Here is a 13,816-nt window from a genome sequence, read left to right on the forward strand (position 1 = left end):
GATGGGACACAAGCCAGGACGGCAGCGGGGAGCCCGACGGATCGGGCATGCCGTCGTACCTGCGGAGCGCCGTGAATCTGAAGGCGTTGGGGCCGTTCGCCGTCCCGGTCGGGATCGTGGCCATCATCGTGATGATGGTCGTCCCCATGCCGGCCTTCCTGCTTGATTTCCTGCTGGCGTTGAACATCACGCTCTCGCTGGTCATCGTGCTGGTCAGCCTGTACGTGACGCGGCCGCTGGACTTCTCGATCTTCCCCGCGCTCCTGCTCGTCGCGACGCTGTTCCGGCTCGCGCTGAACATCAGCGCCACCCGGCTGGTGCTGATCGACGGCTTCGCCGGCCACGTCATCGAGGCGTTCGGCCACATCGTCATCGGTGGCTCGCTGGTCATCGGCATGGTGATGTTCCTGATCCTGGTCGTCATCCAGTTCCTGGTCATCACGAAGGGCGCCGAGCGCGTCGCCGAGGTCGGTGCCCGCTTCACGCTGGACGCGATGCCCGGTAAGCAGATGGCGATCGACGCCGACCTCAACGCCGGGCTCATCGACGAGGGTGAAGCGCGGCGCCGCCGCGAGGACGTCGCCGCCGAGGCGGACTTCTACGGGTCGATGGACGGTGCGGCGAAGTTCGTCAAGGGCGACGCGATCGCCGCGATCGTGATCACGCTGATCAACCTGATCGGCGGCATGACGGTGGGCATTCTCCAAAAGGGCATGGCCCCGATGGAGGCGGTCAACACCTACAGCCTGCTGAGCATCGGCGACGGCCTGGTCTCGCAGATCCCGGCGCTGCTGCTCTCGGTGTCGACCGGTCTGATCGTGACCCGCTCGGCGACGTCCGGCGACATGGGGTCGTCGGTGATCACCCAGATCGGCGCCCAGAAGCGGGCGCTGCAGATCGGCGGCGCTGCCGCGGTCGCACTGTGCCTGGTGCCCGGCATGCCGAAACTGCCGTTCCTGCTGCTCGGCGCCGGCGTCCTGCTGATCGCACAGAAGATGCCGTCGCCGGCCGAACGCGCCGTCGAGGAGGCCGCGGAGCAGGCAGCCGCCGCGGCGCCGACCGGACCCGCGCCGGACTCGCCGGAGGCGCTGCTGGGCGAGATGCGGGTCGACCCGCTCGAGCTGGCACTCGCCCCGGACCTGGTCGACCTGGTCGACACCGCCGGTGGTGACCTGCTCGACCGGGTGCGGGCGTTGCGTCGCAAGGTCGCGCTGGAACTCGGCATCATCATGCCGCCGGTGCGCACCCACGACGACCTGGATCTCCCGCTGTCCAGCTACGGGATCCGGATCAGCGGGGTCGAGGTGGCTCGCGGCCAGGCGCCGCCGGGCACCGCGCTGGCGATCGGCGACGGGCTGGAGGCGCTGCCCGGCCGGGCCGGACACGAGCCGGTGTTCGGGCTGGAAGGCAAGTGGATCCCCGCCGAGCTGCGGCACCAGGCCGAGATGATGGGTGCCACGGTCGTCGACCGCGCCTCGGTAGTGATCACGCACCTGGCCGAGGTCGTCCGGACGAACGCGAGCAGGCTGCTCGGCCGGGAGGACGTGCGCGCGCTCACCGAGGTGGTCAAGCGGACGCATCCGGTGGTGGTCGAGGAACTCACCCCGACGCTGCTCAGCCTCGGCGACATCCAGCGGGTGCTCCAGGCGCTGCTGGACGAGAACGTTCCGATCCGCGACCTGGTGCGGATCTTCGAGGCGCTGTCGCTGGCGGCAAAGTCCGGGAGCACTCCGGACGGCCTGCTGGAGGCGGCCCGCGCGGCGCTCGGCGGAGCGATCGCGAACCAGTACATCAACGAGGGACGCCTGCCGGTGATGACGCTCGACCCGCAGATCGAGCAGATGCTGCTGGAGTCGCTCCGTCCCGGCGAGGGCGGCATCCAGCTGGGCGTCGACACCGCGCGGGCGGAGTCGCTGGTCACCGAGGCACACCGGCTGTTCGACACGGCGGAGCAGCGCGGGATCACCGCGGTGCTGGTCTGCTCGCCGGTGTTGCGGCTGCCGTTGCAACGGCTGGTCCGGCTCGTGACGCCGCGCCTCCCGGTGCTGTCGTACACCGAGATCTCGGGCGTCTCCGCTCAGATCGAGACCGTGGGGGTGGTGGGCGGTGTCTACCCGGCTGTTGCTTGAGGGCCCGGATCTGGAGCAGTTGCTCGCGAAGATCAAGGAGGAGCACGGCGCCGCGGCGCGGATCGTCTCCGCCGAGCGGGTGCGCAGCGGGGGTTTGGCCGGCTTCTTCGCCAAACAGCGGTTCGAGATCGCGGTCGAGATCCTCGATCCGGACGAGGCGGCGCTCGCCGACTCGTCCGCGGCGACCGCCGACGAGGCGGTGCCGCCGACCGCGGACGGGTTGTCGGCGCTGCTGGCTCGGGCCGAGGCGCAGGAGCGTGAGTTCGGCGAGGTGGAGCGGGCGCCGATGACGGCGGCCCGGTTCGCGCAGGTGCTGGCCGAGAGGGCTGTCTCGGGGGGTGACGGTGCGCGGTCGGGTGACCCGTCGTCCACGCCGACAACGCCGATCCGGACGCCGTCCGCGAGCCCCCCGTCCGGAGGGTCACTATCCGGGGGCTCCCCGTCCGGAGCCTCCCCGTCCGGAGCGGCACCGTCCGCAGCGGCGCGCTCCAACGGAACGCCGTCCGGAAGGGCACCGTCCGCGGGGGCATCGTCCGGGGGAACGCCGTCCGGAGCGGCCCCGTCCGCAGCGGCTCGTTCCGCTGGGTCACCGTCGAGAACGGCGTCGTCCGGGGGAACGCCGTCCGTCGGGTCACCATCCGCCCGGGGGGCGTCCGCTGCGGTGCCGTTCGACCGGCCGCCACGGGCGGCGGTCGCGGCGCGACTGGCCGAGCGGGCCCGGCAGCGCGCGGCCGAGGCCCACGACGCGGAACGCGCCGCCGCCACCGGCCGCGCAGCCGACCCCGACACGGCCGACGGTCGGGCGCGCCCCGGCCGCGCCGCGCACGACCACCACGCGGGCAACGGCCGCGGCCCGGCCGACGCGGTGGGCCGCAAGCGGACGACGGACGATCCCGTGCGGCACGACACCGCCGCGCACGACCGAGCTGCGGCCGGTCGAGTCGCGAACGGGCGGGCTGTGGAGGGCCGCGTGAACGGGCGTGCTGTGGACGGCGCGGACGTCGGGGATCGGGCGGTCCAGGAGCGGCCGGCGGCGGAGCCCGCCGACGGTGCCGCGGTGGACGAGAGCGCGGTGGGTACCGACCCCGCCGACGAGTACCCGGCCGACGACAGCGCGCCGGACATCCGCTCCGCGCCGCGCATCACCGGCCGCGTCGCGGCGCGCTCCGCATCTCCGGCGCCCGCCGTATCCCCCGCGCCTGCGTCGGCCCAGCCCGCCGACGCGGCGCGACCCGCCGACCCGGCGCGACCCGCAGACCCGGCGCGACCCACGGACCCGATGCGGCCCGTGGCCACCGCGGCCGCCGCGGCCATCGCGGACTCGGCGGCCATCGCGGACGCTGACCCCGACGACGAGACCACGCACATTCGCACCGCGCGGGGCACGCACCCCGTCTCGCCCGCTCTCCCGACGTCGAACTCACCGCACGGAGCCCACGCGGACGCGGAGCCGCACCCCCCGACCGCCACCGGAACGGCGAGCGTCCCTGGAGCAACACCGGTGAGCGGACGCGCCACCGTCCCCGGCACGACGAGCACCCCCGAGCCGGACGAACCACCCACCGCCGTGCAGGCACTCCGGCGCACCGGCCCGAAACCGGTCGCCCGCCCAGGTTACGACCACCCGGCCGTCCAACTCGTGCGGAACGGCGTGCCGGTACACATCGCGGCTCGCGCGGTCGGACCCGATCCGTGGACGGCGGTCGCGCGCGCGGTCGCCGGGTTGCCGTACCCGCCCGCGCTGCCCTCCCGCCCGGGCGAGGTGCTGGTGATCGTCGGCGAGACCGACTCGGCGCTGATGGTCGCCGGACAGATCGCCGCGCTGACCGCAGCCATCGACCCGTCGGCGACGCTGGTCGCGGGCTCGATCGCGGGCACCGGCCTACGCCGCTCGCACCGCATCTCCGGCCCGGACGAGGCGATCCGGCGAGCCGCCGAGCTGCATTCGTCCGCCGGTCCGCGGATCGTGGTGGTCGAGGCGACCGCCGGCTCGCCGATCGGCAGGGCCGCAGCGGTGACGTCGTCGGTCGACGCCTCACCACGGGCCACGATCTCGGCGCTGGACCCGACGCAGATCTGGGCCTGCGTGGACGCGACCAAGAAGAACGCGGACACCGCGCGCTTCCTGGACGCGCTGGAGCGGGTCGACGCGCTCGCGGTCCACGGCGCCGACGCGACCGTGGAACCGGGCAGCGTGCTGCACTTCGGGCTCCCGGTCGTCATGCTGGACGGCCGTCCGGCGACCGCACGGCGCTGGACGACGCTGCTCTGCGAGCGGCTGGCCGGTGGACCGCTGCCCGCCGGTGGCGAGGGCCCGATCGCTCCGGTCATGCCGCTGGAGCTGCCGGTCGGACGGCGGGGAGCACACGCGGCGTCCGCAGAGGAACCGATCGAGCGGTCGCGGCGGACCACCCACCGCGCGCCGGAACCCGAGTTCGCGGACTACGCCGCGGTGTTCGCGATGCCCCAACCCCAGCCCGCGGACGCGAGCTCCCGACAGGTCAACGGCGGCGCGCGGCACAACGGCCACGCGGTCCGGACCTGGTGGCCGGACGAGCATCCGGACGGCTACTGATGTTCGCGCGCTACTCGGTCCTGCTGCTCGCCGCACTGCTGGCGGCGCCCGCGCTCTGGCAGGCGTTCGTGGTCGGCAACCTGGACGTCGACACGGCGCTGATCCGCTACTTGATCGCCGTCCTGCTGGCCTCGCTCATGCTGGGCATTCTCCGCGCGCTGTTCCGGGTGTACCACCGGATCCAGCAGGAGCACGAGGTCCAGCGTCAGCTGGAGGAGCTCCGCCAGCAGCAGGCCGAACGCCGCGCCGCCGCTGCCGCCGCCGAGGAGCAGGCGGGCGGCGGCGAAGCCGCCTGACCCACGGCGAAGCCGCCTGACCCCCTCAAGGAGGCACCCCGAACGGACGACGGGGTGACCGCGCCGCGATCACCCCGTGCTTGCCTTTCCGACGTCAACCCGCCAGCGAGATCCAGAGCCGCCCGGCGCCGTACCCCGCGACCGCCACGGCGAGGTCGAGCCGCGCGCCGAGCGCGACCATTCGCGCCTGCGCCTCCTGCGGCGCCGCCTCACCGGGCAGGAAGACGCTCTCCTTCTCCAGCCGGAGGTGCGGCGTGCCCTCTTTGTTGAGCAGAGCCGCCATGATGTTGCACACCTCGCGGACGTTCTCCCCGATCAGCTTGGTGAGCTGCCCCTCGTCGACACAGTCCTCGGCGCCCCCCTTGGGGAGCAGACCGATCGCAGCACCCACCCAGGCCGCCAGCGGCAGGTCCATCCCGCCGACGGCGCCGATCTTGTTCGTGTCGTCGACGTAGATCGCGACCACGGCTTTCTGCAGGTCAGCCGTGGAGGCCGGCGAGCCGTCGCCGACCGTGACGTCCTTGCCGAGCAGCTCCTCGAGCATGTCCCGGACGTCCTTCGGTGACGGCAACTGTGTCGTCGCTTGTGTCATCGTCCACCCCTTGCGTCGCAGCCGGCGGCACCGCGCCGCGGCCCGTGCCCGACCCTGGCCTCACCCTCCGAAGGGCTCACCCCAGGATCGAGTCGAGGTTCTCCTTGAACATCTCGGCCGTGAACGGCTTCGCGATCAGGAACAGCGCGCCGGCCGCGGACGCGGTGTCACGCATCTCCTGCGTGCCCTCCGAGGTGACGAAGCCGAACGGCGTGTTGTTGCCGCTGGCACGAAGCGCCCGGATCGCCTCGATCCCCGTCATGTTGGGCATGTTCCAGTCCGAGAGAACGAGGTCGGGCTTCTCGTCGTTGGCCTTCTGGACGAGTTGGGCTCCGTCCTCCGCCTCGATCAGCTCGTGACCGTCGTACCCCGCCTGCCGGAGTGTGCGGGTGACGATCTGACGCATCACCCGGCTGTCGTCGGCGATCAGGATCTTCATTCGGTCTCCCCCCCTTGCGGCTTTTCCAGCACGCTGACCTCCATAGGCTCACCCATCCAGGTGGCCTCAAACCGACAGATTTCGTCCCCCGCCAGCCACGGGTCGTTGTCGGCGTCGTTGTGCACCTCGGGCAGGCCGAGCGTGCAGGGCTCGGGTAGGAGGCTCTTGACGTTGCCGCCGATAACGTTCGCTAGTTCGCCGAGGGCGTCGTCGACGTCGCCGTCGGTGACCTCGTCCGTTCCCATTCCGAGCAGCGCCGCGGCCGCCTCCTTGGAGGCCGCCGCAGAGCACGCCACCAGAACCAGCCCGTGCCAGGCACCGCTGACCGCCACCCCGGCCACCACGTCCCGGGAGAGCTTGTCCGGCGGTAGCGGGACCAGCGGTTTCTCACCGTCGGTATCGAGGTAGGACGCCCAAACCTGTTCGGCGATCTGCTGGAGATCGTCGCCGGTGGGGGCCATGGTCGCGCTCATGCGTGCGCCCCGTCCGGGATCAACCCGAGCATGACCAGCTTGTCCACGATCGCATCCGGCGTGAACGGCTTGATCACGTACTCGTGGGCGCCGGCCGCGAGCGCGCGGACGATCTGTCCGTGCTCGCTCTCAGTCGTGACCATCATCAGCGTCATCCCGCGGAACTTCTTGTCCGCGCGAACGGCGGTCACGAACTCGAGACCGTTCATCTCGGGCATGTTCCAGTCGATCAGCGCAAGCTCGGGCACCGTATCCAGTTCGGCGAGGCGATCCATCGCCTCGCGCCCGTTACCGGCCTCGACCACGTCGAAGTTCAGACCGGAGACGATGCGTCTGAGGATCAGTCGCATCGCTCGGGAGTCGTCGATCACCATGGCGAGCACTCGCCTCACCCCTTCCCCGTGACGCCGACCGGCGCCGAAGTACCGGTCCGCGGCCGATAGGCCGACGTCCGTCCGGTGACGACGCGCTCAAAGCCGTCGTCGATTCCCATCGTGGTCTCGGCAGCGCCGAGGAAGAGCCACCCATCGGGCTTCAGCAGATTGCGGATGCGCTTGAGCACGCCCCGCTTCGTCTCGACGTCGAAGTAGATGAGCACGTTCCGCAGGAACACCACGTCGAATGCGGGCATCGGCGGGAACGGCGCCGCCAGATTGAGCCGCTTGAAGCTGACCGCCTTTTTGATCGGGGCGGCCACCTCCCACTCCGGACCGACCCGGGTGAAGTGCTTGACCAGCAACGGCGCCGGCAGACCTCGGTTCACCTCGAGCTGGCTGTACCGGCCGGTCTCGGCTCTGGCCAGCATCTCGGTGGAGATGTCGGTTCCGAGGATCTCGTACGTCCAGCCCGGCGGCAGGTTCTCCTTGAGCAGGATCGCCAGCGTGTACGGCTCCTGGCCGCTGGACGACGCGGCCGACCAGACCCGCATGCTGCGCGCCGTCCCCCTGGACTTCACCAGCTGCGGGATGACCAGGTCGGTCATCGCGGTGAACGGCTCCCGATCCCGGAACCAGGACGTCTCGTTCGTCGTCAGCGCATCGACGATGCTGTCCCGGTCGCTACGACCGGCCGGGCCCTGTGCCCGGAGCAGGAACTCGGTGACCGAGGCCAGGCCCGCTTTGCGGGCCAGCGGCAGCAGCCGGGCTTCGACCAGGTATTCCTTCCCCGGTTCCAGCACGATCGACGCCTCCCGGCGTACCAGGCTGCTGACGAATTGGAACTCGTGCGCCGAGAGGGTCATCTGACCACCGCCAACCGGTTAGCTCGGCCGTGGCCGACGCGAGCGAGCAGAGTGTCGGAAATCGAGCCGAGCGGCACTATGGCGTCTGCGAGCCCGGCCGCGGCGACGGCGCCGGGCATTCCCCAGACCACGGATGTCTCCTCGTCCTGGACCACTATTTCGCTACCGACCCTTGCGAGAACTTCACAACCCTTTTTACCGTCTTGTCCCATTCCGGTCAGCACGACGGTCAGGGCATGCGCGCCGTAGACCGTCGCCACCGACCGGAACAGCGGGTCGACCGCGGGGCGGCACGAGTTCTCCGGCGGCCCCTCGTGCAGCTTGGTGACGACCGAGGTCCCCCGCCGGATGACCTCGAGGTGCTTGTCGCCCGGCGCGATGTACACCGTGCCGGCCGTCAAGGGAGTGTCCGCCGTCGCTTCGACCACTTTTACTGCACTTGCCCGATCTAGGCGATCGGCGAACATTTTGGTGAAAATCGGCGGCATGTGCTGAACGACGACCACCGGCACCGGCAGATCCTTCGGGAAGCCCTGGACGACCTTGGCCAGCGCGTCCGGGCCGCCGGTGGAGCACCCGACCGCGATGACGTCGATCCGGGTCCCGGGCGTCTTGGGGGCGGCCTTTCCCGGCGGCCGCGCACCGGCCGGCGGCGGAGCCTGCGGCCGCCCGAGCGGTGCACCCGCGCGGGCGGGTGGCCCGCCGGGCGCCGTCGCCGGCGCGCCGGGGCGGCCGGGCAACGCGCCGGGGCGCGGCGGAACCGCGCTCGGCCGCTGCCGCGGCGCGAGCGCGTAGATCCGCGGGATGAGCTGTTCACGGACGCTCTTGATCGACTCCCGCACGCTGCCGACGTTCGCCGGCTTCGTGACGTAGTCGCTGGCGCCGGCCGCGAGCGCTTCCAGCGTGGCGGACGCCCCGGAGGCCGTCAGCGTGCTGAACATGATCACCGGAAGACGCTTGTGCTTGGGGCGCAGCTCTCGCAGGGTGCCCAGGCCGTCGAGCACCGGCATCTCGATGTCCAGCGTCACGACGTCGGGCTTCAGCTCGTCGATCTTGGCGAGAGCGAGCCGTCCGTTGGACGCGGTACCAACGACCTGAATGCCCGGGTCGTCGGTGAGTGCGTCAACGATCAGGCGTCGGACGACGACCGAGTCGTCGACCACCAGAACTGAGATCACACGCGCCGCCTTCCCGTGCCGAGGCCCCGCACGCGCCGGCAACCGCAGCCGCAGCCGGGCGGGATGCACCTCGGGGCCGTCACGGCGTCCCTATCGGTCGCGCGGTGACCAGGCTGAGGAATTGGTGTGACCCGGACCACGACCTGACGGACCCGGGCCCCCCGAAACGCGTCGGCCCGCGCCGAAGCGCGGGCCGACGGGGAAAGCGCGTGCGACTACGAACCCAGGGCGGACGGCCCGAGGGTGGACAGCACCGGCCCGAGCAGGCGGTGGGCGGTCTCTGCGTCCACCAGGTCGCGGGCGGCCAGCGCCTGGACGGCGCCGCTCAGCAGGTTCCACACTCCGGCTGCCCGCTCGGTCACCGGAATCCCGCTGGTCTCCACTGCCTGGACGAGTAAGAACTGCCCGGCTGCCGCCTCGCGGACCCGGTCGGCCAGGTGGACCGCCCAGGACGCGGAGTGGATCGCCGGTGCCCAGCTCGCCGACTCGCGGCGCGCCGCCTCCGCAGCCTTGTAGAGCCGCGCGCCGTCCTGCTGGCTCAGGCTCGCAACCCGGTCGATCAGCGTCCGCATCGCGGACCCGGTCGGGCCGAGGCCCACCTCCCGCTCGGGCAGACGCCGGCTCGCGGCCACCCACGGGGCAGCCAGCCGCCGCCTGCTCTGGTCGTCGAGTTCCTGCCGGAGGTACCCGGCCACGATCGCGTCGCAAATCACCGCGGTCGCCCGGGAGGCGACCTCCGACTGCACCTTCGGCGGCCGGGGAGCCGGCTCGCCGGTGCGCTGCACCGGCGGGAACTGCGGGGCCTGGTCCGGCTCGGCCTCGCCTGCCGCGCTCCACGTCCAGTCCAGGACGTCATAGCGAACGCACTGCAGCAAGCCGTCGACGGTGCCCAGCGGCGCCCGCTGAAGGAGCCCCAGCGCGGCGCTGGCCCGCTTCTCGACCGGCGTCGCGGGGTCGGTTGCGCGGCTCAGCCCGGCGACATCACGGACCGTAGGCTGCACGGTCGTCGCGATCTCCACCGCGGCCCAGAGATCGGCGCGCTGCCCGTCGTCGGCGCGATGCTCGGCGAGCACCTCCAGGTCGTCCGGACCCAGCGACAGAGCGCGGGTCAGGACGTCGGAGACACCGGCCCCACCCTCGATCCGGGTGAGGTCGAAACCGAGGACTGGGGCGCTGACCAGGCTGTACACGCAAGCCAGTCTGACACCCGTTCGCCGGTCCGCCAAGGCTTCGCCCGGGACCACCGGCCGAATTCGACCGTCCACAGTGGCGCGCGACGCACGGATCCGAACGGCGGTGGCTACGCACCGTCGTCGGATGTGAACTGCGGCATACCGTCACCCAGCGTGGTGTGCTCCCGGAGCGGTCACACGCATGGTTACTACCGGAATGCGTTCAGTGAGATCAGGCGGCCTGCCCGCGTCCGCCGAGGTCGGTGATGACCTGCTCGGCGTCCTGCGCGAACCGGGGCGCCACGACCGCGAAGGCCCGCAGCGGATCGCTGCCGGGAACGTCCGGACGCTCCAGCGGGCCGAGCGCACCGATCAGGTCCACGGTCCCGGAGGGCGGCGTCTCGTCGAGCGCACCGACGCCGGCCCTGGCCGAGCCGGTCAGCAACGCGAGCAACTCGGCCTGCTGGCTCACCGCGAGCCGCAGCGCCTGTCCGGGGTCCGCCGGGGTGTCCTGGCCGGCTGCCTGGGGAACCTGAGTGGCCGGGTGGTCCGGCTGCGCTCCGGACGGGCTCTCGACCTCGAGCTTCGACTGCGATCTGGGCACGGCGAACTCCTCCCGAACTCCGGCGGACGTCACTCCGACCGCCAGCGTTCCTATCGCCGGGCGTCCGGCGAATCTGAGAACTCCGGACACGCGAACACGCCGAACCGGCTGCACCGGTTCGGCGTGCTCACAGGACCTATCTGGCCGCGACCTTGGCCGCGTTCGAGGCCGAGTCCACGGCGCGCTTGGCGTCCAGCGCCAGCATCAGCCTGCTGTCGAGCTTGAAGGCGCCGATGATCAGCTCGCGCACCGGGCCGGCCAGCGTGTCCGGCGGCGGCTCGAACGTGTCGTCCTGCAGCTCGACGACGTCGCCGATCTTGTCGACGAGCAGGCTGATCGGCTCGTCGTTCTCCGACACGATCACGTTCATCGACGGCTTGGACATGTCCCGGGGCTCCAGCCCCAGCCGCACCCGGAGGTCGACCGCGGCCATCACCTGGCCACGCAGGTTGATCAGGCCACCGACCGACTTGTCCGCGAGCGGAACGCGGGTGTACTCGCTGAACCGGAGCACTTCGACGACCTTGGCGACGTCGACCCCGAACAGCTGATCGGCGACCTCGAACGTCGTGTATTGACGGCTGGTCATCGGAGGCCTCCGCAGTGAGGATCGGAGCCTCGGAGGCCGTAGGGAAGCACAGTCATACGCCGCTCATCTCCTCGAGGCCACCGCTGTAGTTCTCCGCGTACTCGTCCATCGCGTCGAAGAAGTTGACGTCAGCGGCCAGGATCGCCTGCCGGACGTCGAGCATCTCGGTGACACGCTGCTGGATGACGGCCGAGCCGGTGAGGCCGGAGTCGTCCAGATCGCTGTGAGTGGCCAGCGAGTCCTCGACGATGTCGACGATCTTCTCGACGGCGAGCGCGACACTGCGTCCGCGCTCGCTGTACACGACCACCGGCACCGAGTCGCCATCCTCGGCCGGGTACGCGCCGAGCAAGTGGGCCAGCCGCACCAGCGGCAGGATCCGGCCGCGGTACTGCACGACCTCGCGACTGCCGACCCGCTCGATCTTGTCGACCGGGAACTCCTCCAGCCGGGTGACCATGTCCAGCGGCACCGCGACCCTGCGGTCGCCGACACCGGTGATGAGCAGCCGGTTGCCGCTGCCGACCCGGCCCTGCGCCTGCTGGGCCTCGGCACCGATGCCGGACTTCTCGACGGCCTGGGCCGCCAGCAGCGAACGGCGGGCGAGCGACTGGACGTCGAGGATGAGCGCCACCTTTCCGTCGCCGAGGATCGTCGACCCCTGGTACACGCCGATGTCCTTGAGCAGCGCCGCGAGCGGCTTGACCACGATCTCCTCGGTGTTCAGGACGCGGTCGACGACCAGGCCGAACCGCCGTCCCTCCGCCTGGAGGACCGCGATGTAGACGTCCTTGTCGTTCGAGCCGACCGGCAGCCCGAGCGTCTCGTCGAGCCGGACCAGCGGCAGCAGCTTGCCCCGGAGCCGGTAGACCGGCGCACCCGAGACGTGCTCGATATTCTTGTCCGAGGAGCCGTCGACGAAGACCAGTTCGTCGACCGCGATCTGCGGGATTGCGTACTGCTCGGTGCTGCACTCGACGGTCAGCGCCTGGATGATCGCCAGCGTCAGCGGGATCGTCAGCCGCCAGGTCGTCCCCCGGCCGGGGGTCGAGTCGACGTCGACCGTGCCGCCGATCTTCTCGATGTTGGTCTTCACCACATCCATGCCGACGCCGCGGCCGGAGACGTTCGTGACCTTCTTCGCGGTCGAGAAGCCCGGCTGGAACAGCAGCTGGAGGATATCGGAGGTCTCCATCCGGGCCAGCTGGTCGCGGGTGATCACACCGCGGTCGAGCGCGGTGCTCGCCACCCGGTCCGGGTCGATGCCTGCGCCGTCGTCGGCCACCTCGACGACCACGTGGCCGCCCTCGTGGTACGCGCGCAGCGTCAGCGTGCCCTCGGGGTTCTTCCCGGCGGCGCGGCGGACGTCCGGCGGCTCGATGCCGTGGTCGACCGCGTTGCGGACGAGGTGGGTCAGCGGGTCCTTCACCGACTCCAAGAGGCTCCGGTCGAGCTCGGTCTCCCGGCCCTCCATCGCCAGCTTGATCTGCCGCCCGAGCTGGCTCGACAGGTCGCGGACGACTCGGGGCAGCTTCGACCAGATCTGGTCGATCGGCTGCATCCGGGTCTTCATCACGCTTTCCTGCAGCTCGGACGTGATGAGGTTGAGCCGCTGGGTGGTCCGGGTCAGCGCCGGGTCGGACATCTCGCTGACGCCACGCACGAGCTGGTTGCGGGTGAGCACCAGCTCGCCGACCAGCCGCATCAGCGCGTCGAGCAGGTCGACGTCCACTCGGATCGAGCTCTCGGCGACGCTGCGGCGCTGCGGGGCGTTCCCCTCCTCGCCGGGCTCCGGGGCGCCCGGTGGGGGCGTCAGCCCGGCGCGCGGCGCGGGGACCGGTGCCTTGCCGACCGGCTCGGGCTCGGGCTCGGGTTCCAGCTCCGCCTCGACCGTGTCGTCGGCGACCGCCTCTGGCTCGGTCTCTGCGAGCGTCTCCTCGGCGGGCGGCGGTGCCGCCGGAGCGGCGGCCTTGGGCTTGCCGGACCCGTCCTCGATGCACGCGGTCACCGCTTCGATGGCGGGCTGGACGTCGATGTCGCCCTCGGCGCCGGACTCCTCGATCGAGGTGAGCAGAGCGCGCACGCTGTCGACCATGCGGAGCAGCGCGTCGGCGCTCTCGACGTTCATCGACTGAGCGCCGTCCCGCAGCCGGGACAGCAGGGACTCACCGGCGTGCGTCACCGTCTCCAGACGGTGGAACGCCAGGAAGCCGCTGGTGCCTTTGATCGTGTGGATCGTGCGGAAGATGCTCGACAGCAGCTCACGGGAGTCGGGGTGCTGCTCCAGCGCGACCAGGTCCCGGTCGAGCTGATCGAGGTTCTCGTGGCTCTCGACCAGGAACTCTTGAACGATGTCGTCCAACTCGTCCACGTTTGTCTCCCTCTGTCGTCGCGGCTTCCATCGACGCGACAGGCGTTCACCTGAGGGAAAGGCGCGCCCGGGCACCGTCGAGCGAAATCTGCACCCGTTTCGCTATCATTACATCTGAAATGCCCGTTCCCCGTTTCAGGTCCAGGAACGAGGCCCGA

The 13,816-nt window shown here is 71.1% G+C and carries 13 protein-coding genes; 3 read left to right on the forward strand and 10 right to left on the reverse strand.

Annotated features, from left to right (window positions below; translation table 11 throughout):
• Positions 1-47: 47 nt before the first annotated feature.
• From flhA to BUB75_RS25420, 3 genes are read left to right on the forward strand one after another with little or no spacing between them, the layout of a single operon-like run.
• On the forward strand, positions 48-2,129 hold the full coding sequence (gene flhA / locus BUB75_RS25410; RefSeq protein WP_073260335.1) for a flagellar biosynthesis protein FlhA: 2,082 nt from the start codon (positions 48-50) through the stop codon (positions 2,127-2,129).
• Positions 2,107-4,704, forward strand: coding sequence for a hypothetical protein (locus BUB75_RS25415; protein ID WP_143175395.1), 2,598 nt, complete (start codon positions 2,107-2,109; stop codon positions 4,702-4,704). The genes flhA and BUB75_RS25415 overlap by 23 nt, the downstream gene beginning before the upstream one ends.
• On the forward strand, positions 4,704-5,000 hold the full coding sequence (locus tag BUB75_RS25420; RefSeq protein ID WP_073260337.1) for a hypothetical protein: 297 nt from the start codon (positions 4,704-4,706) through the stop codon (positions 4,998-5,000). Before BUB75_RS25415 ends, BUB75_RS25420 begins: the two co-directional genes overlap by 1 nt.
• A 94-nt stretch (positions 5,001-5,094) precedes the next feature.
• Here BUB75_RS25420 and BUB75_RS25425 read toward each other — a convergent pair whose 3' ends face one another.
• The 10 genes from BUB75_RS25425 to BUB75_RS25470 all read right to left on the reverse strand — a co-directional run bounded on the left by BUB75_RS25425 (position 5,095) and on the right by BUB75_RS25470 (position 13,658).
• Positions 5,095-5,592: a hypothetical protein gene (locus BUB75_RS25425; protein WP_073260338.1), complete on the reverse strand. Its 498-nt coding sequence runs from the start codon at positions 5,590-5,592 to the stop codon at positions 5,095-5,097.
• 76 nt (positions 5,593-5,668) lie between these two features.
• On the reverse strand, positions 5,669-6,031 hold the full coding sequence (locus BUB75_RS25430; protein ID WP_073260339.1) for a response regulator: 363 nt from the start codon (positions 6,029-6,031) through the stop codon (positions 5,669-5,671).
• Positions 6,028-6,504, reverse strand: coding sequence for a chemotaxis protein CheX (locus BUB75_RS25435; protein WP_073260340.1), 477 nt, complete (start codon positions 6,502-6,504; stop codon positions 6,028-6,030). Before BUB75_RS25435 ends, BUB75_RS25430 begins: the two co-directional genes overlap by 4 nt.
• Positions 6,501-6,878, reverse strand: a complete 378-nt coding sequence (locus BUB75_RS25440) for a response regulator (protein ID WP_073260604.1) — start codon at positions 6,876-6,878, stop codon at positions 6,501-6,503. Before BUB75_RS25440 ends, BUB75_RS25435 begins: the two co-directional genes overlap by 4 nt.
• A 14-nt stretch (positions 6,879-6,892) precedes the next feature.
• Positions 6,893-7,744: a CheR family methyltransferase gene (locus BUB75_RS25445; RefSeq protein ID WP_073260341.1), complete on the reverse strand. Its 852-nt coding sequence runs from the start codon at positions 7,742-7,744 to the stop codon at positions 6,893-6,895.
• The gene (locus BUB75_RS25450) at positions 7,741-8,922 is read right to left on the reverse strand and encodes a protein-glutamate methylesterase/protein-glutamine glutaminase (RefSeq protein WP_073260605.1); all 1,182 of its coding nucleotides are present in this window, start codon (positions 8,920-8,922) and stop codon (positions 7,741-7,743) included. The genes BUB75_RS25445 and BUB75_RS25450 overlap by 4 nt, the downstream gene beginning before the upstream one ends.
• 215 nt (positions 8,923-9,137) lie before the next feature.
• The gene (locus BUB75_RS25455) at positions 9,138-10,112 is read right to left on the reverse strand and encodes a hypothetical protein (RefSeq protein ID WP_073260342.1); all 975 of its coding nucleotides are present in this window, start codon (positions 10,110-10,112) and stop codon (positions 9,138-9,140) included.
• A gap of 214 nt (positions 10,113-10,326) precedes the next feature.
• Entirely contained in the window at positions 10,327-10,698 is a 372-nt protein-coding gene (locus BUB75_RS25460) for a hypothetical protein (protein WP_143175397.1), read from the reverse strand.
• Positions 10,699-10,834: 136 nt separating this feature from the next.
• Complete coding sequence (locus tag BUB75_RS25465; RefSeq protein WP_073260344.1) at positions 10,835-11,287, reverse strand: chemotaxis protein CheW; 453 nt, start codon at positions 11,285-11,287, stop codon at positions 10,835-10,837.
• Positions 11,288-11,339: 52 nt separating this feature from the next.
• Positions 11,340-13,658 (reverse strand): chemotaxis protein CheW, encoded by a 2,319-nt coding sequence (locus tag BUB75_RS25470; protein WP_073260345.1) that lies wholly within the window; start codon positions 13,656-13,658, stop codon positions 11,340-11,342.
• Positions 13,659-13,816 lie beyond the last annotated feature (158 nt).

The sequence above is a fragment of the Cryptosporangium aurantiacum genome, assembly GCF_900143005.1.
GTDB lineage: Bacteria > Actinomycetota > Actinomycetes > Mycobacteriales > Cryptosporangiaceae > Cryptosporangium > Cryptosporangium aurantiacum.

Coding starts and splice junctions, on each gene's coding strand:
- BUB75_RS25440 (WP_073260604.1), bottom strand. CDS start 6,878: ATGGTGATCGACGACTCCCGAGCGATGCGACTGATCCTCAGACGCATC.
- BUB75_RS25425 (WP_073260338.1), bottom strand. CDS start 5,592: ATGACACAAGCGACGACACAGTTGCCGTCACCGAAGGACGTCCGGGAC.
- BUB75_RS25430 (WP_073260339.1), bottom strand. CDS start 6,031: ATGAAGATCCTGATCGCCGACGACAGCCGGGTGATGCGTCAGATCGTC.
- flhA (WP_073260335.1), top strand. CDS start 48: ATGCCGTCGTACCTGCGGAGCGCCGTGAATCTGAAGGCGTTGGGGCCG.
- BUB75_RS25445 (WP_073260341.1), bottom strand. CDS start 7,744: ATGACCCTCTCGGCGCACGAGTTCCAATTCGTCAGCAGCCTGGTACGC.
- BUB75_RS25435 (WP_073260340.1), bottom strand. CDS start 6,504: ATGAGCGCGACCATGGCCCCCACCGGCGACGATCTCCAGCAGATCGCC.
- BUB75_RS25420 (WP_073260337.1), top strand. CDS start 4,704: ATGTTCGCGCGCTACTCGGTCCTGCTGCTCGCCGCACTGCTGGCGGCG.
- BUB75_RS25465 (WP_073260344.1), bottom strand. CDS start 11,287: ATGACCAGCCGTCAATACACGACGTTCGAGGTCGCCGATCAGCTGTTC.